We start from the raw sequence: 23,618 nt of genomic DNA on the forward strand, positions 1-23,618 counted from the left end.
GGGCGGGGCCGGCGCGGGCGCTGTTAGCGTCCTCCCATGCAGGACGACGACGTGTACGTGGGCAACGCGGGCAAGGACGCGGCGCTCGACCGCGGGTGGCTGCTCGGCCATTTCAAGGAACCGGACGACCCGCGGCACAGCACGGACGTCGAGATCAAATGGGGAGTGCACCCGCCGGGCGACGAACGCGCGCACTGGGTCACCGGCGAACGCCGCACGGCTCTGCTGGTGCTGATCAGCGGGCGCTTCCGGGTTGAACTGCCTGGCCGCAGCGTGCTGTTGGAGCAGCAGGGCGACTACGTCGTGTGGGGCCGGGGCGTCGACCACTCCTGGTACGCGGAGACCGAATCCGTCGTTCTCACGGTGCGCTGGCCCTCGGTCGCCGGCTACCGCGTCCCGGACCCGGCCGACCCGCTCGCGCCGGCCGACCCGCCTGCGCCAGGCAATGCGTCGGTGCCCGCCGCGGACGGCTGAGCGTCGAGCGCGGGCCGGCCTCAGACCTCCGGTTCCGTGCGCGGCGCGGGGTCCGTGCTCCGTTCCGTCTCCGTGCCCGCACGTCGCTCCGAGGTGCGCACCGCGCCGGCGCTCGCGGCCACGACCAGGGCGATGGCCAGCACTTCCAGCAGTTTCATGCTCTGGCCGAGCACCAGGAAGCCCGCGGTGGCGGCGATCGCGGGGGCCAGGCTCAGCAGCACCGCGAAGGTCGCGGCCGGCATCCGCCGCAGCGCCAGCAGCTCCAGCGAGTACGGAAGCACGGAGGAGAGCAGAGCCACGCCCGCGCCCAGCGCCAGGATGTGGGGCTGGACCAGAGTGGCGCCCGCCTCCGCCACTCCGAACGGCAGACTGATCACCGCGCCCAGTGCCATCGCCAGTGCCAGCCCGTCGATCTTGGGGAAGCGGCTGCCGGCGCGCGCCGAGAAGAGGATGTACGCCGCCCACATCACCGCCGCGCCCAGGGCGAACGCCACACCGGCGAAGTTGAGTTCGCCGAAGCCGGCCCGCCCCAGCAGTGTCACGCCGGCCAGCGCCAGCCCCGCCCAGAGCCAGGCGATCCGGCGACGTGCCGCCACCACCGACAGGACGAGCGGGCCGAGCACTTCGAGAGTGACCGCGGCGCCCAGCGGGATGCGGTCGATGGCCTGGTAGAAGGACATGTTCATGAGCCCGAGCGCCAGCCCGAAGCCGGCGACGACCAGCCAGTCCTCGCGCCGGTAGCCCCGGATCGCCGGACGGCAGAACGCCAGCAGCACCAGTGCCGACAGCGCCAGCCGCAGCGAGACCATGCCCGCCGCGCCCGCCTGGGGGAAGAGCAGCGCCGCCACCGCGGCACCGAACTGCTGGGAGAACAGACCGCCCGCCACCAGCAGCACCGGCAGCAGCAGCGCGGTGCCGTGCCGTTCCGATCCCGGCGGCGCTTTCCGTCCGACGGCATCCGCCCCGCTGCCCCGCGCCGGTGGTCCGGCCGTCCGTGTTGTCCGTGTCTCACCCACTCCCTGACCGTACGAGGCGCGGCGCGCACTGTGAAATGCGCGAGGAGGAGCGCTTATGCTCACGCGGCATGACCGCCGAACTGCGTCATCTGCGCGCCTTCGTCACCATCGCGGAGGAAGGCACCGTCACCGGGGCCTCGGCCCGGCTCGGCATCGGCCAGCCCGCCCTCTCCCGTACGCTGCGGCAGCTCGAAGAACATCTGGGCGTACGGCTGGTGGACCGTTCGACCCATCATCTCGATCTCACCGCCGAGGGGGCGGCGCTGCTGCCGCGGGCTGCCTCGGCGCTCGCCGCAGCGGAGGCGGTGCTCGATCCGGCGCGGCTCGGCCGCCGGCCGCTGCGACTCGGTCACGCCTGGTCCGCCGCCGGCGAGCGGACGGTCTCCTTGCTGCGGGCCTGGGAAGCCGCCCACCCGGACACTGCGCTGGAGCTGCTGCGCATCGACGACCGTTCTGCCGGGCTGGCCCAGGGGCGCGTGGACGCCGCGCTGCTGCGGGGCGAGCCCGCCGACCTGGCGCTCCTCGGACTCCCGTTGCGCACCGAGTGGTTGCTCACCGAGCCGCGGGTGGCGGCGGTACCCGACGGCGACCCGCTCGCGGCGCTGGAGCGGGTGACCCTCGCGGAGCTGGCCGACCGCCCGATCGCGGTCAACACGGTTTCCGGCACCACCACGCCACGGCTGTGGCCGGAGGGGGGTCGGCCCGAGTGCCAGGTCGAAGTGGCCAACACCGACGACTGGTTGGCCATCATCGCCGCGGGCCGGGCGGTGGGGGTGACCGTCGACTCGACCGCCGGATTCCGCCCGCACCCGGGCGTGACGTACCTCCCGCTGACCGACGCACCGGCCTTGCCGCTCGTACTCGGGTGGATCGATCCACCCGCTCATCCGCTGGTGGGGCAACTTGCCGTGCTCGCCCGCCGGATCATGAGCCCCGAAGCCGGCCCGCATCGCGTCTGACCCGCGCCTGCCCGTTTCGCCGAGCGCCCGAGCCGTGCGGTGTACGCCCACCCCGCTCTGCCGCGGCCCGGTCACCCGGGCCGTCGGACCCGGAGGCGCCGTCACCCGGGCCGTCGGACCGGAGACCCGGTCACCCGGGCCGTCGGACCAGCAGCACCGCGACATCGTCCAGATGCGGTTTGTCCACCGGCGGGCTGACGATCTCCTCGGCGAGCAGCTCCAGATCGCGCTGGCCGCCCGGGAGCCGGCCGCCGTGCTGCCCGCCGTCGTGCCGGGGGCTGTTGCGCTGGACCCAGCGGCTGAGCGTGCCGGTGATCGCCTCGACCGCCAGCCCGTACTCCATGCCGGTGTTCTCCACCAGCCCGTCGGTGAAGAGAAGCAGCGTTCCGCCCTTGGGCAGTGGCAGATCGGAGACCGGGTAGTCGTCCTCCGGGAAGCAGCCCAGGGGCATTCCGCCGTCGGCCTCCGCCTCGTAGACCGAACCGACGCTGTCCACCAGCAGGGGATAGGGGTGTCCGGCCCGCGCCATCTGCACGACGCCCGCCTTCGGGTCGATCTCGACGATGGCACAGGTGGCGAAGAGGTCGGTGTCCATCTGGTAGAGCGCGCGGTTGCCGCGGGCCAGCAGCGCGCCCAGGCGGTCGCCCTCGGCGGCGAACACCCGCATGACCGTGCGGAGTTGCCCCATGACGGCAGCCGCCTTGACGTTGTGCCCCTGCACATCGCCGATGATCACGGAGACGGTGCCGTCGGGCATGACCAGCGCGTCGTACCAGTCCCCGCCGACCATCAGCCCCCGTGAGCCCGGGCGGTAGCCGACCGCCACCTCCAGTCCGGGCAGCGCGGGGATGCGCTGGGGGAGCATCAGCTGCTGCAACTCGGTGAGCTGGGAACGGCGTTCGTCGAACAGCCGGGTCCTGGCCAGCGACTGGGCGAGGATGCCGCCGACCGCCGTGGTGATCGCCTCGTCCTCCGCGCTGAACCGCTGCTCCTCCTCGAAGCTCAGTACGCAGGTGCCCATCAGCCCGTCGGCGGTGGAGAGCGGCAGGATCAGCCAGGCACGTTCGTCGGCGGGCGGTCGCAGGTCCTCCTCGTCGAAGAGGGCGTCGAACTGCTCGCGGTTCTCCAGCATCAGGGTCCGACCGCGCCGGATGGGGCCCGGAACCGCGTGCAGGCGCCGGACGGCGGCCATCAGCTGGGTGGCGTGCTCCTCCCGGAAACCGCGCAGCCCCACCAGCCGGGGCGGCTGGTCCGGCTCCCGCAGGAGGATGGCCATCTTGCTCGCCGAGACGGTGGGCATCACGGTGTCCGCCATCAGGGAGACGATCTGTGCGGTGGAGGAGGCGGCGGTGAAGCGGCCGGTCACCTGCATCACGAACTCCTGGCGCCGCCGGTTGCGTTCCGCGCGCCGGACCTCGTCCGTACGGTCCCTGGCGATGCCGACCATGCCGTACGGGAAGCCCTCCGGGCTGAAGATGACCCGGCTCTCGGACTCCACGTGCCGCACGGTGTCGTCCGGCATGATCACGCGGTACTGGCACTTGTAGAAACCGGTCCGGTGGCTCTCCTTCACGGCATCGTGCACCCGCTGGATGTCCTCGGGGTGGACCCGCTCGAAGAACGTCTCGATCCTGCCGTCGAACTCCTCGGGCTCGATCCCGTGGAGACGGGAGAGGCGCTCGTCCCAGATGAGCCGGCCGCTGGGGAAGTCCCAGTCGAAGGAGCCGATCCCGGTGTTGGACAGGGCCATGTCGACCATCGGGTCGAGGTTGCTCCGCAACTGCTCCTGGCCGGTGTGGATGAGCTGTTCGAGCGGAGTGGGGAACCGCTCCAGCGGGCCGCGGCGCCGCATCGTGTGGGGCCCGGCCGGCGGCACTGCCCGCTCGGCGTGCTGCGGGGCGGGGGATCCGTCGCCCGCGTCGGTCTCCGGGTCGGCCCGTTCGGCGTCCTGCGCACGGTCGTGGTCGGGGCCGGACGCCGGACGGGCCCCCTCGGCCGGCCTTACGGGCGCACCGGCGCCGGCGGGACCGGTGCCGGCTGTGGTGCCGGTCGGGCCGCCGTCCGTGCCGGTCGGGCCGTCCGTGCCGGTCGTGGCGGCCGTCGGCGTGGCGCTGTCCGGGCGGGGCTCGGGGGAGCACAGCAGCTGCAGCCGTTCGGCGAACAGTTCGGCCAGGGCGGTCAGCAGGGTCTGCTCCTCGTCCCCCAGCGAGGCGTCGAGCGGGAGGCAGTAGATGACCCCGCCCAGACACCGGCCGTCGAGGTACAGGGGCTGGGTCCAGTACTGCGCGGGCGCGGTGGCGTACAGGCTCCCGGGATAGGGAACGGCGGTCTGGTCGAGGACGTTCACCAGCACCCGGTTCTCCCGAGCGGCCCGCGCGATCGGCAGCTCGGCGTGCCAGGGGACCAGCCGGTAGGGGCTGAGGTCGTCGTCCGTGAGGTCGAGCCGCTGGGTGAGCTGGAGCCAGTCGTCCGGGCGCAGCTGGTAGAGGAAGGCTCTGCGGGGAGTGGAGGGCAGCGGGCCCCGCGCGGTGATCCGCAGCGCCAGCTCCAGACCGGTGTCCAGAAGTTCTTCGAGGTCGGCGCAGGACAGCAGGCGGGCCGCGTCCAGCAGCCCAGGGGGTCCCGCGGGTCGGGGGCGGTGGTCGTGAGCGCCCGCGGCCGGCGGTTCGCGCCGCCCTTTCCCCATGGGCCGTCCCTCTCGATCGATACCCGGCGGCGGGTGTCCGCGGTGGTCGGCCGCGAGTCCCGAACCGGAGACCGGGCCTGGTGTCCGGTGTCAGGCCATGTTCCCCCCTCCCGCCGGTGGCCGCAGCGCACGCACCTCCCGGCGGTGGCACGGCCGGGCGGAGGGGAGGCGACGGCGGGCCAGGCGCCTCCTTCAGTGGCCGCCGGCGGCGAAGGCGGTGAGAGTCGGCAGCGGGGCCAGCCGGGAGGCCAGCAGGTTGGTGGCGCCGTCGGCGCGCTCGACCCGTCCGTGGACGAGCACCGCCGCGTGGTCCAGAGCCGCCTTCGCGTACCGGTTCCACACCGGGGGCAGCACGATCACGTTGGTCATCCCGGTCTCGTCCTCCAGCGTCAGGAAGACCACCCCCTTCGCGGTGGGGGGACGCTGGCGGTGGGTGACCAGACCGCCGACGACCACCTCCGTACGGTCCCGCAACCCGAAGACCTCGGCGGTGGGGAGGGCGCCGTAGCTGCGCAGCTGCTCCCGCAGATGCTCGATGGGGTGGTGCTCGGCGGAGGTGCCGGTGGCCCACAGGTCGCTGAACGTCTCCTCGACGACGCTCATCGCGGGAAGCCCCGGCGCGGCCGGCGCCGGGGTGGTGCCCGGCAGGGTCCGCTCGTCCGCGCGGGAGAGCGGACCGACCGCCCACACCGCCTCCCGGCGCTCCATACCGAGACTCTCGAACGCGCCCGCGGTGGCGAGGGTCTCCAGCAGCCCGGACGGCAGCCCGGTGCGCCGGGCGAAATCCGCCGGCCCGCTGTAGGGGCGGCCCTCGACGATGGTCCGGGCGGCCTTCTCGCTCAGCCCCCGCAGATGGGACAGGCCCAGCCGGATCGCCGGCTGCTCGGGGGCCGGTTGCTTGGCCGCACCGCTGGCCGCATCGGCGGCGTGTACCGGGCCGGTGGCGTGCGCGTGGACGGTGCCCGGGTCCGGGGCGGGTGCGCCGGTGGTGTCCGCGGCGCCGGGGCCGTGCGGGACAGCCGACTCCAGCTCGTCCCGCACTCCCGACCGGCTCACGTCCACCGGGCGCACCTCCACCCCGTGCCGGCGGGCGTCACCGATCAGGGAGAGCGGCGAGTAGAAGCCCATCGGCTGGTTCCGCAGCAGCGCCGCCGTGAACGCTGCCGGGTGGTACCGCTTGAGCCAGCCGCTGGCGTACACCAGATGTGCCATCGACTGCGCGTGGCTCTGCGGGAACCCGTAGCTGCTGAAGCCGGCGATCATGGTGTAGATCTTCTCGGCCGTGTTCGCCCCGATGCCGTGGGCCGCCATGCCCCGCAGCAGCTTTCCGCGCAGCTGTCCGACCCGCTCCGCGGACCGTTTGGAACTGAGCGCCTTCCGCAGCTGGTCGGCCTCCGCGGGGCTGAACCCGGCGCAGTCCATGGCGAGTTCCATCATCTGCTCCTGCCACAGCGGCACTCCGAGGGAACGTTTCAGCGCCCGCTCGGTGAGCGGATGCGGATAGGTCACCTTCTCCCGCCCCGCCCTGCGCCGCATGTACGGGTGCACGCTGCCGCCCTGGATCGGACCCGGCCTGATCAGCGACACCGCCACCACCAGATCCTCGAAACTCCTGGGCCGCAGCCGGGGGAGGGTGGACATCTGAGCCCTGGACTCCACCTGGAAGACCCCCACGGTGTCCGCGCGGGCGATCATCGCGTACACCTCGGGGTCGTCCTGCGGGATGGTGGACAGGTCGTAACGCGCCCCGTGGTGGCGGGCGACGAGGTCGCAGGCGTCGTGCAGCGCGGAGAGCATGCCGAGCGCGAGCAGGTCGATCTTGACCAGCCCCGCCGCCTCCACGTCGTCCTTGTCGCCCTGGAGCACGCTCCGCCCCTCCGCGGTCGCCCACTCCACCGGGATGAACTCGCCGACCGGCTGCCGGGTGAGCACCATGCCCGCCGAGTGGATCCCCAGATGTCGCGGCAGCCGGTCCAGCCGACCGGCCAACTCCCTTACTTCCTGCGGAACTTCGGCTTCCGCGTCCGGCGGTTGGTGATGGTGGACCTGCCGGCTCATCTCGTCCACCCGGCCGGCCGGGTAGCCGAGCGCCCGAGCCGCGTCCCGGACGGCGAGCCGGGGGCGGTAGGTGATGATGTTGGCGACCTGGGCGGCGTGCCGGCGGCCGTACCGCTCGTAGACGTAGGAGATGACCTCCTCGCGCCGCCGGTGCTCGAAGTCGATGTCGATGTCCGGCGGTTCGGAGCGCTCGGCGGACAGGAACCGCTCGAAGAGCAGCCCGTGGCGCAGCGGGTCGACGCCGGTGATCCCGAGCACGAAGCACACCAGCGACGACGCCGCCGAACCCCGCCCCTGGCACCAGATGTCCGCCCGCCGGGCGAACGCGACGATGTCCTGGACGATCAGGAAGTACCCCGCCATGCCCAGCCCGTTGATGATGCCCAGCTCGTGTTCGAGCTGGCGCCAGGCCCGCTGGGACGCCGAACCGGCGCTGCCGCCTGGGGAGGGGCCGTACCGCTCCGTGGCGGCGTCGTGGACGAGCCGGCGCAGCCAGGAGTTCTCGCTGTGCCCCACCGGGACCGCGAAACCCGGGAGTTGGGGCTGTAGCTCGCCCAGCGGCAGTACGCACTCCTCGCCGAGCGCGAGGGTGGCCTCCCGCACGCCGGGGAAGCGGCCCAGCCACGACGCCATCTCGCCGCCCGAGCGCAGATGCGCGGTGGGCGCCGGATGCAGATGGCCCGCCGCGCCCCGCAGGTCCTCCCGCCGCCGCAGCGCGGTCAACGCCTGTGCCAGCCGGGCCTGGCCGGGAGCGGCGTAGTGCACCGCGCCGGACGCCACCACCTTCACCCCGGCGCGGCGGGCGGCGGCGAACAGGGCGTGGTTGCGCAGCGTGTCCTCGGGGAGACGGTGGTCGATCAGCTCCGCGTGCAGCCGGCCGTGCCCGAACACCTCGGCCAGCTCCCAGAGTTCGCGCACCGCGCTGTCCACGTCGCCGTCCGCCGGCTCCCGCCGAGGGCATCCGGTGAGCACCGCCCAGTCGCCGTGGTCCGCAGCCCTCGCCAGCGCCGAGAGGTCGTAGACCGGCGCGCCCTTGGAGCCCGCCAGCTGGGCGCGGGTGAGTTCGGCCGAGAGCCGCCGATAGCCGTCCAACGTCCGGGCCAGTACCACCGGCGTCCCCAACCCCTGTGCGGACAGGGAGAGTTCGGCGCCGAAGACGGTACGGACGCCCGCCGCGGACGCGGCCTCCTCCAGGCGCCGCGCGGCGTACAGCCCGTCCCGATCGGTCACCGCGAGCGTACGGACACCGAGCCGGGCCGCCTCGGCAACCAGCTCCGCGGGGTCGGACGCACCCCGGAGGAAGGAGAAGCCGGTGTGGACGTGCAGCTCGGCCCAGTGCGGCTCGGCGCCGCCGGGCGGTGCGGGCAGCACGGGCGGTGCGGGGTGTTCGGTTGGGGATGGCTTCGACGACCCGGGCGGGCTCGATGGGTCGGGTGGCCCGGACGGGTCGGGTGGCCCGGACGTTGGACGGCTATCGGCGGCTCTCGGCCGAACTCACCCGCGCCCAGCTGGCGGGCTCCAAGGGCGCGCCGGTCTACGACCTCTCGGCGCTGGCGAGTGGAGGCCTGCTATGGCTGACCGCGGCCAACGGCCGGACCGCCGCCCGGGAGCATCCTCAAGTCCGGGCGGCGGTCCGGCCGTTGGCCGCGGTCAGCCATAGCAGGCCTCCACTCGCCAGCGGCCTTCGGCGACCTGGACCAGCCACGCCCGCCCGTCCGCCGTCGCGATCTGCAACCGGGCCAACCGCCGGTCCAGGGAGGGGTCCCACCACTGCTCGAGCACCGGCCACGGCCCGGCCCACCCCGTCACCCGGACCGCGCCCCGTCCCACGACCTCCAGCCGAGCGGGCGGGGCGGACAGCACCGCCCGCCCCGACACCTCCACCAGCGCCCCGGCGACGTCCCACAGGTGGGCGGGCAGCGGCTCCCGGTAGACCACCGCTGGGTGCGGTGCCGGCAGCCGTCCCACCCAGCGCGCCTCCGTACGCCCGTCCGCGGGGCCCGTACGCGCCGCACCCGGGCCCGTACCTGCCCGGCCCGGACCGCCCGTACGCCCTGCGGTGCCGGAACCCGTACGCCCTGCGGTGCCGGAACCCGCGGCGGTCTCGCCCGGCTCCCCGAACGGGACCCGGAGCACCTGCTCGCCCGGTCCTCGTCCGCCGCCCAACTCGACCCGGGTGACCGCGCCGTGGCCCAGCATCGCCTGGAGCCGCCCGGCTGCCCGTTCGACTTCCTCGCGGGTCGCCGCCCCGGAGTCGAACAGCTCGCCCTGTCGGCCCTCCTCCGCGTGCAGCCCGTCCGGCGTCAGGGTCAGGCCCGCGATTCCGGTCGGCTCAACTCCGTTGCAGCTGGCGGGAGTCGGCTCGCCGGGCGGCTCGTCGCCCTCTTCGTCGCCCGGCGAGGAAGCGCCGCCGCTCTGTTGCCAGGCGGCCAGCTGCCACCGCACCCGTTCGGCCACCGCGAGAGCGGAGAGCCCCTCGTGCCGCCACATCCTGGCCAGCCGCCGCCCGTCGGTGAGCCGGACGCCCACCTCCACGCGCGAACAGGTCAGACCCGCCCGGCGAAGCATCCCGTGCAGCTCCTCGGCCAACGCCTTGGCCCGGAACACCACGGGCTCCACCGCGCGTTCCGCGGGCTCGAACTCCACCGCCGCCGAACGGTCCGTGCCCGCCACCCTGGTGTGCGGCACCCGGGCCTCCAGCCCTCGCGCGGTACGGTGCGCGGCGGCACCCGGGGGCCCGAACCGCGCCAGCACCCGGTCCGCGGGCAGCGCGGCGAAGTCGCCGACCGTGGCGAGCCCCAGCCGGGCCAGCAGCTGGGTCAACTCCCGGCGCCCCAGCACTCCGACCGGGTACGGCGCCAGGAAACCCGCCGCTCCGTCCACCGGCACCGCCCGGGCCGGCCGGCCCGAACGAGCGGCCAGAGCGGCGGCGAACAGGGTGTCCGCCACTCCCGTGCGCCCCTCCACGCCGACCTCCGCCACCACCTCGAGAACCTTGTCCGCCAACGCCTCCTCGCCGCCCCAGTACCGCGCCGCACCCCGCGCGGGGAAGGCCAGCAGCCCGGGACGCAGCACCTCCAACCGGGGCACGACCCGCTGCTCGATCCGGGCCGCCAGCGGCTCGAAGTCCCGTGTCTCCGCGGCGAGATCGCGCTCCACCACCCGCAGGCCGGGACAGCGCTGCTGCGCCTCCCGCAGCCGCATCCGCCGGCGTACGCCCAGCGCCCGGGCCTCCGTCGAACAGGCCACGACCCGCCCCTGAGCCACCACCGCCACCGGTACCTCCTCAACTCCGGCCGAAGGCATGCCCGGCCATCCGGCTCCCGCCGCTTCGACTGCGGCCCTGCCCGCAGAGGTCCCCGCGCCCGGCGTTGCCGCTCCTGCCGCTCCTGCCGCTCCTGCCGTGACAGCGCCGGCCGACACGACAGCCCCGGCCGACACGACCGTCCCGGCCGCCGAGTCCCGTGCCCGCGGGGCGGGGGCGCAGGGGACGCCACGGCTGGACACCACCGGCCAGTCCGGACACCACAGCACCAACACCCGGCTCAACGCCGCCCACCTCAGCCCACCACGCGCAGCGAGCCCCGCCGACGGCCCTCGCCGTCGTCGGTGCCGGACACGGAGCCGTCCGCCGGACCGTCCGAGGGCAGGAGCACCGACCCGCGCACTGCCTCCGACTCCGCCGACCCGGCCGCCCCGTACGGCTCGACCGCTCCCTGCGGTCCGGGGAGCCACAGATCCACCGCGTGCTCCATGCCTCCCGCGCCGCGCCCGCCGACGGCCACCCGGGTGCGCCGACCGCGCAGCAGCCCGTACCCCTCGCCGTCGACGCCCTGCCAGACGGCCCGGCTCACCCGCAGCCGCACCTCGGCCCCCGGCCAGTGGCCGGCCACCAGCAGCACCGAGCCGCTGCGCCTCAGCAGCGCCCCGACACGTCGTACGGTCCTGTCCGGCACGGTCGCGGGGCCGGCGGCGCGGCCCACTCCCCGCACTCCGGCGGGCAGTCCGAGCAGCACCACCGGGACCGCCTCCACCGCGGTGGCCACCACTTCCGGCCAGCGGCGTCCGGGACGGTCCACCCACATGCCCGCGCCCAGGTCGAGACCGGCGTCGGCCGCGGCGAGCGCGCCGAGCTGCGGCAGCCCGACCACCGCCCAGGCGCCGCCGCGGTCGGCCCCGACCGTCCCCGCCGCCTCCGCGGCCAGAGCCAGCAGCAGCGGCAGGTCTCCGCAGGTGCCGGCCGCGGTCCCAGGCCGCAGCCCGCCTCCGGGCAGCGCCGTGCCCAGCCCTCGCGGTTCGGCGCGGTTTGCCTGGTCAACGGTCTGCATGGCCCACATGACTCAAGTCTCGAACGCGGGTTCGAATTCGGCAAGTCGCCGACTCCCCGTCCGAACGGCAAGATCGAGAACTCCATCTGCCGTACACCGAACGGCAGATGAGCCTCTCCTGCGGACCCCCGGTGCAGGGCGCCGTGACCGAGGTCACACCCCCGCGGTGGGCCCTGCGGGGCCTCCGGCACCGGCCGCGCCGTACCTGCGGCCCGCCGGATCACCCTTCGGCAGGGCTCCGGGGCCCCGCGGAGCCCTGCGGCGTGCCCGGTTCCTGCGGGCGGGGCGGCCACACCACCAGCGTGTGGTGGGTCGAGTCGTCGTCGAGGGTGACCAGCTGACCGGGGAAGGCCCGGCGCAGAGCGAGGAGGTCGGCCTGGGTGAAGATCCCGCGCAGCACCACGGCCTGCCCTATCGCGTACACGGAGAGCGTGTGCGACGGGATGGGGCAGTCGCGCAGAAGCAGCTGCGGCGGTTCGAGCTCTCCGCCGGTCGTCGCGCGCGGCGGTCCCGACTGGAGGTAGTCGGCGAGCCTGGCCGCCTCGCGTCTCGCGTCCGCCAGTCCGCTCTCGTGCGGATGTCCGGAGTCCTCCTCGACATGTGAATCCTGCTGACTGTGCCGGTATCCCACTGTTCCCCCCTGGGTCGGGATCTCCTGGGTGCTGCCGAACGTCGTGCCGGTGCGGTGTCGAACGATGGCCGTGCGGTGCCGAACGTCGTGCCCGTGCTGTCGCGAACGATGGCTGTGCTGCGCTGCATGAGAGGGCGTGCCCGGCCGTGCGGTGCCGATGCTCCTGTCGGGCAGGGCTCGGCCTCGGGCCCGCCGGATCTCCGGGCTCGGGCCGCCGGGCGCCGAACTCGGGCCGCCGGGTCCGGGTGTCGCCGGAATCCGGGCTGCCGCAGACCGGACGCGGCTGCTGGAGCCGAACGCCGGGATTATGTGGGGTGGCTGGTGCAAAAGTGACGGAAGATGCTTTGCGCAAGCGATGGTGAACGCCGGACAGGACGGTCTGCCGGGTCACCGAGCGCCTCGGGCCGTGCGGTGGTCGTCCCCCTCCTGTGGGATTCGCCCCGCCTCAACCCCTCTATTCCCTGCGGCGGTTGAGGTGATTCCTGTACCGGCCCGGCGACTGCGCCGATTCCGCGGCGAGTGCCCAGGCGGGGCCGAACGGATCGCCCCCCGGCCGTGCACAAGTCGCTGCGTTGGTGAATATGCCCCTGCCTGAGGGGCGAGTGCGGCGCGTGCCCCGCCCGGTCCGTCGTACGCCCGCGGGGTGGCGCTCACCGGGACCGCTCGACACATTCCGCACTCGACGTGAAGGATGGTGATCAGCAAGCGCCCGCACAGCCAGGAAGGACCACCACCGCATGGCCACCACCCGTACCGCGCAGACCCACTGGGAGGGCAACCTCCTCGAGGGCAAGGGGACCGTCGCCCTCGCCAGCTCCAACATCGGCACCTTCGACGTCAACTGGCCGGCCCGCTCGGAGCAGCCGAACGGCACCACCAGCCCCGAGGAGCTCATCGCCGCCGCGCACTCCTCCTGCTACTCCATGGCCTTCTCGCACGGCCTGCACGGCAAGGGCTACACCGTCGAGTCTCTGGACACCAAGGCCGATGTGACCTTCCAGCCCGGCGAGGGCATCACCGGTATCGCCCTGACCGTGCGGGCCTCCGTTCCGGGCCTCTCCGAGGAGGACTTCCAGGCCGCAGCCGCCGACGCCAAGGCGAACTGCCCGGTGAGCCAGGCGCTTTCCGGCGTCAAGAACATCACGCTCGACGCCCAGCTGGTCTGAGCCTGCTCCGGGCGCGGTCGCGAGCCGCGCCCGAAAGGGGCTCGTACGGGGCGGCGTTCACCGCGCCCCGTACGGGCCTTCCTCCGGCGTCCCGATCCGCACCCGGGACCCGCGGCGGAGCCCCCAACGTGCCATCGCGCCCGCCTCCGCCTCCAGCACACAGCGGGCTCGCGGCCGTACCAGCCCGAGCCGGCCCGGACGCATCGTCGTCACGGCCAACACCCGCAACTCCCTGTCCAGATGGGCGACATCGATCGCGAAGCCCATCCGGAAGGTATGCACCCCGCCGGTCGGCGTCAGCAGCATCGCGCCCTCGATCCCCTCCCGCCCCAGCAGCCCCCGGGTGCGGGCGCGATAGGACGCCGCGATCTCCAGCGGCACCACCGTCGCAGCGTCGGCCCGTGTGTCGGCCGATGCGTCGGGCGGTGCGTCGGGCGCGTCGATCCACAGCACTCCGCTGCCGTCGCTCCACCGGCCGCGTGCCCACCCCGTACCACCGCTGCCGTTCCTGGCCACCGCGTCCTCCTCGACTCTCCGCCCCACGGTAGTGCGGGAGTTGACCCGGTGAGACCCGCACGCCTCTCGCTGCCTCGCCCTCGTCCGGTCGCTTCTTGCCCGCCTTCGTCCGGACCGTTCCGCCCCGCGCGGTCCGTAGGCTCTGGCTGTGCTTGTGCTGCTGAGCGTGATCGCCGCCGGATACGGAGTGGCCGCCGGGCTGCTACTGCCCCGCCCTGTCCACCGGCTCGCCGTCCCCGCCGACCGGCCGTGGCGGACGACCTGCCCCGACGGACACCCGCTGCCCGCCGGGCTGCTCGGCGCGGGGAGCTGTGTCCGGTGCGGCCCCGCCCGGCCCCACGGCCCGTCGCCCGCGCCGATCGCCGCCGTCAGTGCGCTGGTGTGCGTGCTGCTCACCACCACCGTGGGCCCCAGGCCCGAACTCACCGTCTGGCTGCTGCTGGTCCCCGTGCTGCTGCTGCTCGCGCTGGTGGACGTACGGGTGCACCGGCTTCCCGATCTCCTCACGCTGCCGGCCGCGGCAGCCACCGCCGTACTGCTGGGCGTGGCCTCGCTGCTGCCGGACGCTGCGGGGAGCTGGCGCTCCGCCCTGCTCGGAGGGCTGGCGCTCGGCGGGGCCTATCTGCTGCTCTTCCTCATCCATCCGAGGGGGATGGGGTTCGGTGACGTCAAGCTGGCGTTGACGCTGGGATTCACTCTTGGGTGGTACGGCTGGGCCGTCCTCTTCCTCGGCGCCTTCGCCGGCTTCCTGTTCGGCGCCCTGTACGGGGCAGCGCTGGTCGTCGCAGGCAGGGCCCACCGTCGGACGCCGCTGCCGTTCGGCCCGTTCATGCTGCTGGGTGCGCTGGCCGGGGTCGCACTCGGGGGACTCGCCGGGTGAACTCGGCGCCTGGTGCACCGAGGACGCCGCCACAGGGGCTATGGTGGGAACCCCCCCCTCGGGCCGGTCCGTACCCCCCCCCACGGACCGGCCCGTTTTATGTCCCGGGCCGGCCCGCCTCGGGGGCGCCAGGGGGCGCTCGGGCCCCGGCCGGACCCAGCCGGACCCAGCACTCCAAGCCGGGCCCAGCCGGCCTCGCCCGGATCTCGCGGCTTCTTCGCCCCGGCCTCAGCCCGGTTCGCGCCGGATCAGTCCTCGCTGCTGCGGGCCCAGATGTTCGCGCCCGGTGTCGACACCGCGAAGCCGTCGATCTCCGCCAGCTCCTCGTCGGTGAGCGGCGGACCGGTCAACGCCTCGACGTTCGCCTCCAGTTGGGCCACGCTGCTGGCGCCGACGAGGGCCGAGGTGACGCGCTCGTCCCGCAGCACCCAGCTCAGCGCGAGCTGTGCGAGGGACTGCCCGCGCCGCTCGGCGAGCGCGTTGAGTCCGCGCAGCTGCCCCACCACCGACTCGGTCAGCAGCCCGGGGTCGAGGGACTTGCCCTGGCTGGCCCTGGAACCCTCGGGAACGCCCTGCAGATAACGGTCGGTCAGCAGCCCCTGGGCGAGCGGGGCGAAGCAGATGCAGCCCATGCCCTCCTCCTGGAGCGTGTCCAGCAGGCCGTCGTCCTCGATCCAGCGGTTGAGCATGGAGTACGAGGGCTGGTGGATCAGCGGACGCACCCCCATCTCCCGCAGCAGCGCCGCGGCCTCGGCGGTGCGCTGGGAGTTGTACGAGGACAGACCCACGTACAGCGCCTTGCCATGCTGGACGGCGGAGGCGAGTGCCCCCATCGTCTCCTCCAGAGGGGTGTCGGGGTCGAAGCGGTGCGAGTAGAAGATGTCGACGTAATCCAGGCCCATCCGCTCCAGCGAGGCGTCCAGCGAGGAGAGCAGGTACTTGCGCGAGCCCCACTCGCCGTAGGGGCCGGGGTGCATCAGGTAGCCGGCCTTGGTGGAGACCACGATCTCGTCGCGGTAGCTCCGGAAGTCCTGGGCGAAGATCTGGCCGAAGTTCCGCTCGGCGGAACCGGCCGGCGGGCCGTAGTTGTTCGCCAGGTCGAAGTGGGTGACGCCCAGGTCGAAGGCGCGGCGGAGAATCGAGCGCTGCCCGGCCAGCGCTCGGTCGTCCCCGAAGTTGTGCCACAGTCCCAGGGAGATCTTCGGGAGCAGCAGGCCGCTGCGACCGCTGCGGCGGTAGGTCATGCCCGGACTGTCCGGGTTCTCGAAGGCGCCGTAGCGTGAGTCGGCGGCGCGGTAGTACGGGTGGTCGGCAGAGGATTCGCTCATACCTTCGTGAGTATCACGGACCTGTGACACTTCTGGGTCGGTTCGCCTGCCCGAATGCCGTTAGGCTGCTATGGGTTTGAGCAGGACGGGGGCAGGGAAAGGCGGACGACTTGTTGAAGGCGAAGCTGCGCGATCTCGTGGTTCGTGCCTACTCCCGCAGGGTGGAGGGGCGGCTCGACCACACTCACGTCCCCGCCCACATCGGCGTCATCCTGGACGGCAACCGCCGCTGGGCCAAGGCCTCGGGCGGTACGACCGAGCAGGGGCACCGGGCGGGCGCCGAGAAGATCCAGGAGCTGCTGACCTGGTGCGCGGAGACCGACGTCCGGGTCGTCACGCTCTGGCTGCTGTCCACCGACAACTTCGACCGCCCCGCCGAGGAACTGACCCCGCTGCTCGGCATCATCGAGGACACCGTCCGCGACCTGGCGAACGACGGCCGCTGGCGTGTGCACCACGTGGGCACCCTGGACCTGCTGCCGGACCACACCCAGCGGGTGATCAAGGAAGCCGAGGAGCAGGCGGGCGACCGCGACGGCATCCTGGTCAACGTCGCGGTGGGTTACGGCGGACGCCAGGAGATCGCCGACGCCGTACGCTCCCTGCTGGCCGAACGCGCGGCGCAGGGCGCGACGCTGGACGAGCTCGCCGAGACCCTGGAGGTCCGGGACATCGCCCAGCACCTCTACACCAGCGGCCAGCCCGACCCCGATCTCGTGATCCGCACCAGCGGAGAGCAGCGGCTCTCGGGCTTCATGCTCTGGCAGAGCGCCCACTCCGAGTACTACTTCTGCGACGTCTTCTGGCCCGCCTTCCGCAAGGTGGACTTCCTGCGCGCGCTGCGCGACTACGCCGTGCGCCACCGCCGCTACGGCTCCTGAGCGAGCGCCGCACACCGCCTCCGCACCGGCTCGGCGCCCGATGCACCCCCGGGTGTACGCCCGGCGAACCCGCGCTCCCTCTCGCCCCCTGACCCCGCGCCACCCGCCCGACGCCCGCACGGCAATCGCCGTGCGGGCGTCGGCCATGCCTGTGGCACATGGAGGAGGGGGACCGCCTGTCCGCATGGTCGCAGGAGTTAACGGGAATACCCCTCCCAGGCCGACGCGTCGACCAGGGGCGCCGGCCAGGCGGGAGGCCTTTTGCGCACCACGGAATGCCGCACACCGGTGCGGTGGACGGGGAGGGCCGGAGTCCGGCCCCTGCAAGAAGGGCCGGGCCCGGCCGAAACGTCCGTGTCAGCTCTCCGCGAGCTCATCGCGTCCCGACCTCATCCGAGGGGGTTCGTCCTTCCGTGGTGAACAGCAAGAAGCGCCGCGACAACGACCGGCGCACGTATGTCATCGACACCAGCGTCCTGCTCGCCGATCCCGCGGCAATGCTGCGCTTCGACGAGCACGAAGTGGTGCTGCCCGTCATCGTGATCACAGAGTTGGAGGCCAAGCGCCACCATCCGGAGCTGGGCTACTTCGCACGGCAGGCCCTGCGCACGCTCGACGAGTACCGCGTCCGCTTCGGCCGGCTCGACGAGCCGATTCCGCTGGGGGAGGTGGGCGGGACACTGCGGGTCGAGCTGAACAACACGGACCCCGGGGTGCTGCCCGCCGGTTTCCGCCTCGGTGACAACGACTCGCGCATCCTCGCCGTGGCGCGCAACCTCCAGGCGCAGGGGTATGACGTCACCGTCGTCTCCAAGGACCTGCCGCTGCGCATCAAGGCGTCCTCGATCGGACTGCTGGCGGAGGAGTACCGGGCCGAGCTCGCCATCACCGAGAGCGGGTGGACCGGTATCCGGGAGCTGACGTTGCCCGGCGAGGACATCGACGAGCTCTTCGCCGCGGAGACGCTCTCCACCCCGGAGGCGGACGAACTGCCGGTCCACACCGGTCTGGTGCTCCAGTCGGAGAAGGGCAAGGCGCTCGGCCGGGTCACCGCGGACGGCCGGGTCAGGCTCGTGCGCGGCGACCGCGAGGCGTTCGGAATCCACGGCCGCAGCGCCGAACAGCGCATCGCCCTGGACCTGTTGCTCGATCCCGAGGTCGGCATCCTCTCGATGGGCGGCAGGGCGGGCACGGGCAAATCGGCGCTGGCGCTGTGCGCGGGGCTGGAGGCGGTGCTGGAGCGGCGCCAGCACCGCAAGGTGATGGTCTTCCGTCCGCTGTACGCGGTCGGCGGCCAGGATCTGGGCTATCTCCCGGGCACGGCCGACGAGAAGATGAACCCCTGGGCGCAGGCGGTCTTCGACACGCTCTCGGCGGTCACCAGCCGGGACGTCATCGAGGAGGTGGTGGCCCGGGGCATGTTGGAGGTGCTGCCGCTCACCCACATCAGGGGCCGTTCCCTGCACGACGCCTTCGTGATCGTCGACGAGGCCCAATCGCTGGAGCGCAACGTCCTGTTGACGGTGCTCTCCCGGATCGGGCAGGGATCGCGGGTGGTGCTCACCCATGACGTCGCCCAGCGCGACAACCTGCGGGTGGGGCGTTACGACGGCGTGGTGGCGGTGGTCGAGAAGCTCAAGGGCCATCCGCTCTTCGCCCACATCACCCTGACCCGCTCCGAGCGTTCGCCGATCGCCGCGATGGTGACGGAGATGCTGGAGGAGGGCCGGCTCTAGCGGAACGGGCCCCAGGGCGCTTCCGCCCGGGCGTCCGAGCCGCCGTCGGGGAAGCAGGGGAGCGGGGTGTCCACCGAGAGGTGGGCGCCCCGCTCCGGCCGTTTCGGGGTGTGTTCTGTGTCGCGTTCGGCGGGGACGGTCGCGGGGCAGTGCCGGGTGCGCCGGATCGTCGAAGCCGGCCGCGTACGCCTCCTACCGACCGGGCGGCAGCTGCTCGGCGGGCAGCGCCGAACATCCGTTTTGTGCCGTTAGTTGGTGCGGTGTCAGTTCGCCAACCGGTTCGCGAATCACCTGGAAGTGTATAAACGGTGCTGCCCCGCGCCGTGCTCAACTCGGCGGTCGGGCACCCTGGTCGGGTCCGGGGGCGACGCGCACGCGTTTCCGCCGCGGATCCGGCTCAAACGGCGTGTGACCTATCCCACTCCGTCGAGAATTGCCTCAACCCTCAGCCGTCCGGCTAGGGTGTGGATCCTGTCAGGCCCCGCATACGGCCTTCACGACTCCGTCAGGGGTTGTGGCACCACGACAACTCAACAGGTTATGCCGTATGCCGCCCGAGGAACCACGCGGATTCTCCAGCAGTGCCGGAGACCCCACCGGGCCCGTACCTCCAAGTGACCGTGCAACACGGAGGTCTGTGTCAGGGGCACGATTGCGTCCGTGAGGTCACCTAAGCGGGCATTGTGGAAGGAAACCGTGTGACTACTCGGATTTCGGTCCGGGGATTCGCCGTGGCGTCCGCCACCGCGGTCACCACCGTCGGCGCTGTCGTCGGAGTGGCCTCGGGCGGTCAGCAGGGAACGGCCGAACCGGCTGAGCTCGCTGCCGCAGACGCGACGCTCCTCGCAGACATACCGGTCGGTGGCAACACCGAGACCCAGACGACCTCTCTCAGCCAGCAGGCGGACAGCCAGTCCGAAGCTGCCAACGCCGCTGCCAAGAAGGCGGCCGAGGAGGACGCGCGCAAGCAGGCTGCGAAGGACGCGGCGGACAAGAAGAAGGCAACCGAGGCCAAGAAGGCCGAGGAGCTGGAGAAGAAGGCCGCCGAGGAGCGTGAGAAGGAGCTGGCCGCGAGCCGCAGCTCCGAGCGCACCGCGCCCGGTGGCGGCGACTTCCCGCAGCAGGCCTCCTACTCGGTCGCCGAGGTCAAGGCGATGGCCCAGCAGATCGTCGGCGGCGGCCAGTTCCAGTGCTTCTCGAACATCGTTCAGCGTGAGAGCACCTGGAACTACCAGGCGTCCAACCCGAGTTCCGGAGCGTACGGACTGGTCCAGGCTCTGCCCGGCACCAAGATGGCCTCCGCGGGTGCCGACTGGCGGACCAACCCCGCCACCCAGATCAAGTGGGGCGTCAACTACATGAACGACCGTTACGGCAGCCCTTGCGGCGCCTGGGAGTTCTGGCAGGCCAACCACTGGTACTGAGTCACACCACCACGTACCCGGCTGTGTGAGAGCGCCTCCGACCGAAGTCAGGTCGGAGGCGCTCTCGCGTTCTCGCCGCCGGCTGCCCTGGCACATCTCTCCCTCAGGACCGACGTCGGAAGCAACCGTCCACAGCGGTAACGTCGTCCCTCGGTGGGAGCAGCTGACCTACACACCCCGGGGGCTAAGGAACACGATGTCCAGAATCGACCGGCTGAAGGCCGGTGCGACGCGTTTCGGCGCACGTATGGCGGACTACCGGCGCCGCGCTGAGAACGAGCGCGAGGAGCGGGAAGAACGCCGCCGGGCCAAGGACGAGGCGCAGCACCCGCCGCCCCCGCCCGCCCCGGTACCGCCGAAGAACCCGGAACCGCCCACCGTCGTGCCGTGGGGCCTGCGGGTCGCGGCGGAGGCCGGCTGGCGACTCCTGGTGCTGGCCGGTGTGGTCTGGGTGCTGATCCAGGTCATCGGGGCGATCAGCATGCTGGTCATCGCGTTCTCCGCGGGGCTGCTGCTCACCGCACTGCTGCAGCCGACCGTCGCCCGCCTCCGGCGCTGGGGGCTGGCCCGCGGGCTCGCCACCGCCACCGTGTTCAGCGGTGGGTTCGGTGCGTTGGGCCTGATCGGCTGGTTCGTCGTCTGGCAGGTCATGGAGAACCAGGAAGACCTGGTCAAGCAGATCCAGAGCGGTGTCGACGAGCTGCGGACCCGGATCCTGGACAGCCCGTTCCAGGTCACCGACGCGCAACTCAACGATCTCGCCGACAACTTGAACTCCTGGATCGGAGAGCACAGCCAGGAGCTGACCTCCGCGGGCCTCGAAGGCGCCTCCTACGTCGTGGAGTTCCTGACCGGTGCGGCGCTCGCCGCGTTCGTCACCCTCTTCCTGCTCTACGACGGCCGGCGCATCTGGGACTGGTGCCTGAAGTTCGTCCCCTCCGTCGCCCGCGAGGGCGTGGCGGGCGCGGGTCCGCGGGCCTGGGCCACGCTGACCGGCTATGTGCGAGGGACGGTGATAGTCGCCTTCATCGACGCGGTCGGCATCGGCGTCGGCATCTACTTCCTCGGTGTGCCGATGGCCGTCCCCCTCGCGGTGATCGTCTTCATCTTCGCCTTCGTGCCCATCGTGGGAGCGCTGGTCTCCGGCTCGCTGGCCGTCGTCGTCGCCTTCGTGACGAACGGCATCGGTACGGCGCTGCTGGTCCTCGGTGTCGTACTGCTGGTTCAGCAGATCGAGGGCAACATCCTCCAGCCGTTCATCCTCGGCCGGCTGGTCCAGGTGCACGCGCTCGGTGTGGTGCTCGCGGTCACCGCGGGAACCCTGCTCGCGGGTATTCCGGGCGCCGTCGTCGCCGTGCCGCTGGTCGCGGTCACCAACACGGTCGTCGGCTATCTGCGGGCCTATGCCGAACAGCAGAATCCCGACCACCGGGCGCACCACGGAGCCACGATCACAGAAGTCTCCCCGGCCGTACCACCGTTGCTCCACGGCGAACAGCCCGGCCAGGCCCCGGCCGCTGCGGTCTCCGACGCCCCGTCGGGCGCGCCCCCGGCGGATCCGGCGCCGCCCGGGGAGGCCGGACCGCCATCGCAGGACGGCGGCCCGAGGAGCTGAGCGCGGCGACCCGCCGCAGAGGCGAGCGGTACGCACCGGTCACGGCAGCGGCCCGGCACCCGATCACGGGGTGCCGGGCCGCTGCCGTGACCGTGCGGCGGTGGTGCGGTGGCTGTGCCGCCGTGCGCCCCCTGCCGCGCGCGGCCCCGGCGGGCGGGCCCTCGCCGCTCCGGGGCTCAGTACGGGGACTCGTGGGCCTCGCTGAACGCCTTCAGCCGCAGGGTGTCGCTGTCGGTCCAGTCCGGGGGCGGAACGACGGCGGCCCACCCCTCGACGGCGTTGGTGCCGTAGCGGTGCCCGTGCGGCGCTTCGACGCCGTACGACATCGCCATGTCGATCGCGGTCTGCCAGAAGGTGACGAACGGGAACCAGCCCACGTCGCCCGCGACGTCCGGGCCGGTCGGCTTCTCCAGGAACTCCGGGCGGCTGACCGCGAGATCGGGCGAGAACCACACGATCGGGTCGGACGCGTTCTGGAGATAGACCACCCGCGGGTGCTCCCACTCCTGCCCGCTCGGCATGCCGAGGTCGCGCTGCGGGAACTGGGCGAACCGTACGTTCCTGCCCCCGTCGTACACCGGGCGCCAGACGGGGCTGCCGGCGTCGCGGTTCTCGGTGACGGACCGCCAGATCGGACTGTAGTTGGGCGGGCCGACCAGCAGGGCTCCGTCGGTGTTCTCCAGCAGGTCCTCCAGCCCGCCGAAGGAGTCCTCGATGGCGCTCGCACCGAGGCTCTCGCCGAAGGCGACCAGCTTCGGCCGCTCGGCGGCGGGCATGCTTTCCCACCTCTCCCGCACGGCGGCGACCAGCGCGCCGGTCGCCCGGCCGGCCTCCTCGCGGTCCACCAGGAAGGACACCCAGCTCGGCAGGTAGGAGTACTGGAGCGCGACGATCGCGGTGTCGCCGTTGTGCAGGTACTCCAGCGGCTCGGCGGTACGGGCGTCGATCCAGCCGCTGCCGGTGGTGCCTGCGACGGCCAGCACCTCGCGGTCGAATCCGCCGGCGCGTTCGAGCTCGGCGACCGCCAGCTCGGCCTGCGCGGTGTGGTCGGCGCCGCTGGAGCGGCCGACGTAGACGCGTACGGGGTCCATCGCCTCGCGTCCGCTGAAGCTGGAGATCTGCTCCTTGGTCAGCACGCTGCCGGTGAAGTTGCGGCCCTGGAAGCCGAGATCCTCCCAGTCGATCAGCGAATCGGGGCTGCCGGAGACATGGGGTGAACCGGACTGGACGATCCCGTCCTTGGTGCTCTTGTCGGTGTTGGCGGCGATCCGCGCGGCGATGTCGACCACCCCCCGTTCGAAGACCACGTCCTTGGCGCCGAAGAGCACCACCACCGCGCTGATCATCAGGCCTGCCGCCACCGCCACCGGTTTGGGGACGAAGCGCAGCAGTACCCGAATGAGTGACCGGGTGCCCAGCCGCACGGCCCGGGCGATCAGCAGTATCAGTGCGCACAGGGCGACGGCGAGCAGCGCGATCATCAGCGAGTGCCAGGTCAGCGTCGGCGGCAGCCCCTGGAGCTTGCGCAACTGGCGCTGCATGTCGGCGCTCTGGTTCAGCAGCAGCACCGTCAGCGCCGTGCCCAGTACGAAGTACGTCTGCCAGGCGCGGGTGCGCATGCGTACGCGGGTCGCGCGCGTGGGGCGCCGGCGTACCGCGGCCGAGGCGCCCCAGCTGATGAGCGCGCCCAGCGCGTAGCCGATTCCGGCGGTGATGCCGCCCACGACGCCCTGCAGGTACCAGGGCCGGGGCACGAGTGAGGGGGTGAGGGAGAGCCAGAAGAAGACGGTCGCGGTGATGGTCGCTGTCAGGTCGGGCCAGCGGCGCACCAGCCAGCCGGCGTCAGGGCGGTCCCAGTACGGCTTGCGCGCGATCCTGACGAACTGTCGGCCCGTACGCCGGGCGCGGGTCGCCCAGGGG

The 23,618-nt window shown here is 72.7% G+C and carries 17 protein-coding genes; 8 read left to right on the forward strand and 9 right to left on the reverse strand.

All coding sequences use genetic code 11. The features are described 5' to 3' along the window. The first annotated feature begins 36 nt into the window (after nucleotides 1-36). Entirely contained in the window at nucleotides 37-474 is a 438-nt protein-coding gene (locus tag JGS22_RS16155) for a cupin domain-containing protein (protein ID WP_211043885.1), read from the forward strand. 20 nt (nucleotides 475-494) lie between these two features. Here JGS22_RS16155 and JGS22_RS16160 read toward each other — a convergent pair whose 3' ends face one another. Continuing rightward, nucleotides 495-1,490 (reverse strand): EamA family transporter, encoded by a 996-nt coding sequence (locus JGS22_RS16160; protein ID WP_216815015.1) that lies wholly within the window; start codon nucleotides 1,488-1,490, stop codon nucleotides 495-497. A gap of 68 nt (nucleotides 1,491-1,558) precedes the next feature. Here JGS22_RS16160 and JGS22_RS16165 point away from each other — a divergent pair, with 68 nt between their 5' ends. After that, complete coding sequence (locus JGS22_RS16165) at nucleotides 1,559-2,449, forward strand: LysR family transcriptional regulator (protein ID WP_211043116.1); 891 nt, start codon at nucleotides 1,559-1,561, stop codon at nucleotides 2,447-2,449. A gap of 130 nt (nucleotides 2,450-2,579) precedes the next feature. Here JGS22_RS16165 and JGS22_RS16170 read toward each other — a convergent pair whose 3' ends face one another. The 5 genes from JGS22_RS16170 to JGS22_RS16190 all read right to left on the reverse strand — a co-directional run bounded on the left by JGS22_RS16170 (nucleotide 2,580) and on the right by JGS22_RS16190 (nucleotide 12,152). After that, the gene (locus JGS22_RS16170) at nucleotides 2,580-5,135 is read right to left on the reverse strand and encodes a SpoIIE family protein phosphatase (RefSeq protein WP_211043118.1); all 2,556 of its coding nucleotides are present in this window, start codon (nucleotides 5,133-5,135) and stop codon (nucleotides 2,580-2,582) included. 192 nt (nucleotides 5,136-5,327) lie between these two features. Next, complete coding sequence (locus tag JGS22_RS16175) at nucleotides 5,328-8,564, reverse strand: error-prone DNA polymerase (RefSeq protein WP_216815016.1); 3,237 nt, start codon at nucleotides 8,562-8,564, stop codon at nucleotides 5,328-5,330. A gap of 279 nt (nucleotides 8,565-8,843) precedes the next feature. Next, nucleotides 8,844-10,469, reverse strand: coding sequence for a DNA polymerase Y family protein (locus JGS22_RS16180; protein ID WP_372454262.1), 1,626 nt, complete (start codon nucleotides 10,467-10,469; stop codon nucleotides 8,844-8,846). Between the two features lie 284 nt (nucleotides 10,470-10,753). Then, nucleotides 10,754-11,530: a DnaE2-dependent mutagenesis accessory factor ImuA' gene (imuA', locus tag JGS22_RS16185; protein ID WP_211043622.1), complete on the reverse strand. Its 777-nt coding sequence runs from the start codon at nucleotides 11,528-11,530 to the stop codon at nucleotides 10,754-10,756. Nucleotides 11,531-11,741: 211 nt separating this feature from the next. Beyond that, a complete protein-coding gene (locus JGS22_RS16190) occupies nucleotides 11,742-12,152 on the reverse strand; it encodes a hypothetical protein (protein ID WP_211043624.1) in 411 nt (136 codons plus the stop codon). Between the two features lie 737 nt (nucleotides 12,153-12,889). Between JGS22_RS16190 and JGS22_RS16195 the strand changes: the two genes are divergently transcribed. Beyond that, nucleotides 12,890-13,318 carry an OsmC family protein gene (locus JGS22_RS16195; protein ID WP_211043626.1) on the forward strand — a complete coding sequence of 143 codons (429 nt, stop codon included), beginning with the start codon at nucleotides 12,890-12,892 and terminating at the stop codon, nucleotides 13,316-13,318. 57 nt (nucleotides 13,319-13,375) lie between these two features. Here JGS22_RS16195 and JGS22_RS16200 read toward each other — a convergent pair whose 3' ends face one another. Further along, complete coding sequence (locus JGS22_RS16200) at nucleotides 13,376-13,834, reverse strand: DUF192 domain-containing protein (protein WP_308405700.1); 459 nt, start codon at nucleotides 13,832-13,834, stop codon at nucleotides 13,376-13,378. A gap of 148 nt (nucleotides 13,835-13,982) precedes the next feature. Between JGS22_RS16200 and JGS22_RS16205 the strand changes: the two genes are divergently transcribed. Further along, the gene (locus JGS22_RS16205) at nucleotides 13,983-14,714 is read left to right on the forward strand and encodes a prepilin peptidase (RefSeq protein WP_211042482.1); all 732 of its coding nucleotides are present in this window, start codon (nucleotides 13,983-13,985) and stop codon (nucleotides 14,712-14,714) included. A 248-nt stretch (nucleotides 14,715-14,962) separates the two neighbouring features. Here JGS22_RS16205 and mgrA read toward each other — a convergent pair whose 3' ends face one another. Then, on the reverse strand, nucleotides 14,963-16,042 hold the full coding sequence (mgrA, locus tag JGS22_RS16210) for an L-glyceraldehyde 3-phosphate reductase (protein ID WP_211042481.1): 1,080 nt from the start codon (nucleotides 16,040-16,042) through the stop codon (nucleotides 14,963-14,965). A gap of 113 nt (nucleotides 16,043-16,155) precedes the next feature. Here mgrA and JGS22_RS16215 point away from each other — a divergent pair, with 113 nt between their 5' ends. The 4 genes from JGS22_RS16215 (at nucleotide 16,156) to JGS22_RS16230 (ending at nucleotide 21,698) form a co-directional block, all read left to right on the forward strand. After that, nucleotides 16,156-16,923 carry an isoprenyl transferase gene (locus JGS22_RS16215; protein WP_236074013.1) on the forward strand — a complete coding sequence of 256 codons (768 nt, stop codon included), beginning with the start codon at nucleotides 16,156-16,158 and terminating at the stop codon, nucleotides 16,921-16,923. A 413-nt stretch (nucleotides 16,924-17,336) separates the two neighbouring features. Further along, nucleotides 17,337-18,659 carry an RNA 5'-3' helicase PhoH2 gene (gene phoH2 / locus JGS22_RS16220; protein ID WP_211042480.1) on the forward strand — a complete coding sequence of 441 codons (1,323 nt, stop codon included), beginning with the start codon at nucleotides 17,337-17,339 and terminating at the stop codon, nucleotides 18,657-18,659. 698 nt (nucleotides 18,660-19,357) lie between these two features. Beyond that, a complete protein-coding gene (locus JGS22_RS16225; protein WP_211042479.1) occupies nucleotides 19,358-20,083 on the forward strand; it encodes an aggregation-promoting factor C-terminal-like domain-containing protein in 726 nt (241 codons plus the stop codon). Nucleotides 20,084-20,279: 196 nt separating this feature from the next. Further along, a complete protein-coding gene (locus tag JGS22_RS16230; RefSeq protein ID WP_211042478.1) occupies nucleotides 20,280-21,698 on the forward strand; it encodes an AI-2E family transporter in 1,419 nt (472 codons plus the stop codon). Between the two features lie 176 nt (nucleotides 21,699-21,874). Here the strand turns inward: JGS22_RS16230 and JGS22_RS16235 are convergent. Next, nucleotides 21,875-23,618: alpha/beta hydrolase (locus tag JGS22_RS16235; protein WP_372454263.1), on the reverse strand; the 1,744-nt coding region annotated here is incomplete at its 5' end.

Source organism: Streptomyces tardus, from assembly GCF_018101125.2.
Classification (GTDB): domain Bacteria; phylum Actinomycetota; class Actinomycetes; order Streptomycetales; family Streptomycetaceae; genus Streptomyces; species Streptomyces tardus.

Excerpts from the sequence above, each read along its gene's own strand:
- JGS22_RS16165 (WP_211043116.1), top strand. The coding sequence starts at position 1,559 with ATGACCGCCGAACTGCGTCATCTGCGCGCCTTCGTCACCATCGCGGAG.
- JGS22_RS16170 (WP_211043118.1), bottom strand. The coding sequence starts at position 5,135 with ATGGGGAAAGGGCGGCGCGAACCGCCGGCCGCGGGCGCTCACGACCAC.
- imuA' (WP_211043622.1), bottom strand. The coding sequence starts at position 11,530 with ATGTGGGCCATGCAGACCGTTGACCAGGCAAACCGCGCCGAACCGCGA.
- JGS22_RS16155 (WP_211043885.1), top strand. The coding sequence starts at position 37 with ATGCAGGACGACGACGTGTACGTGGGCAACGCGGGCAAGGACGCGGCG.
- JGS22_RS16230 (WP_211042478.1), top strand. The coding sequence starts at position 20,280 with ATGTCCAGAATCGACCGGCTGAAGGCCGGTGCGACGCGTTTCGGCGCA.
- mgrA (WP_211042481.1), bottom strand. The coding sequence starts at position 16,042 with ATGAGCGAATCCTCTGCCGACCACCCGTACTACCGCGCCGCCGACTCA.
- JGS22_RS16195 (WP_211043626.1), top strand. The coding sequence starts at position 12,890 with ATGGCCACCACCCGTACCGCGCAGACCCACTGGGAGGGCAACCTCCTC.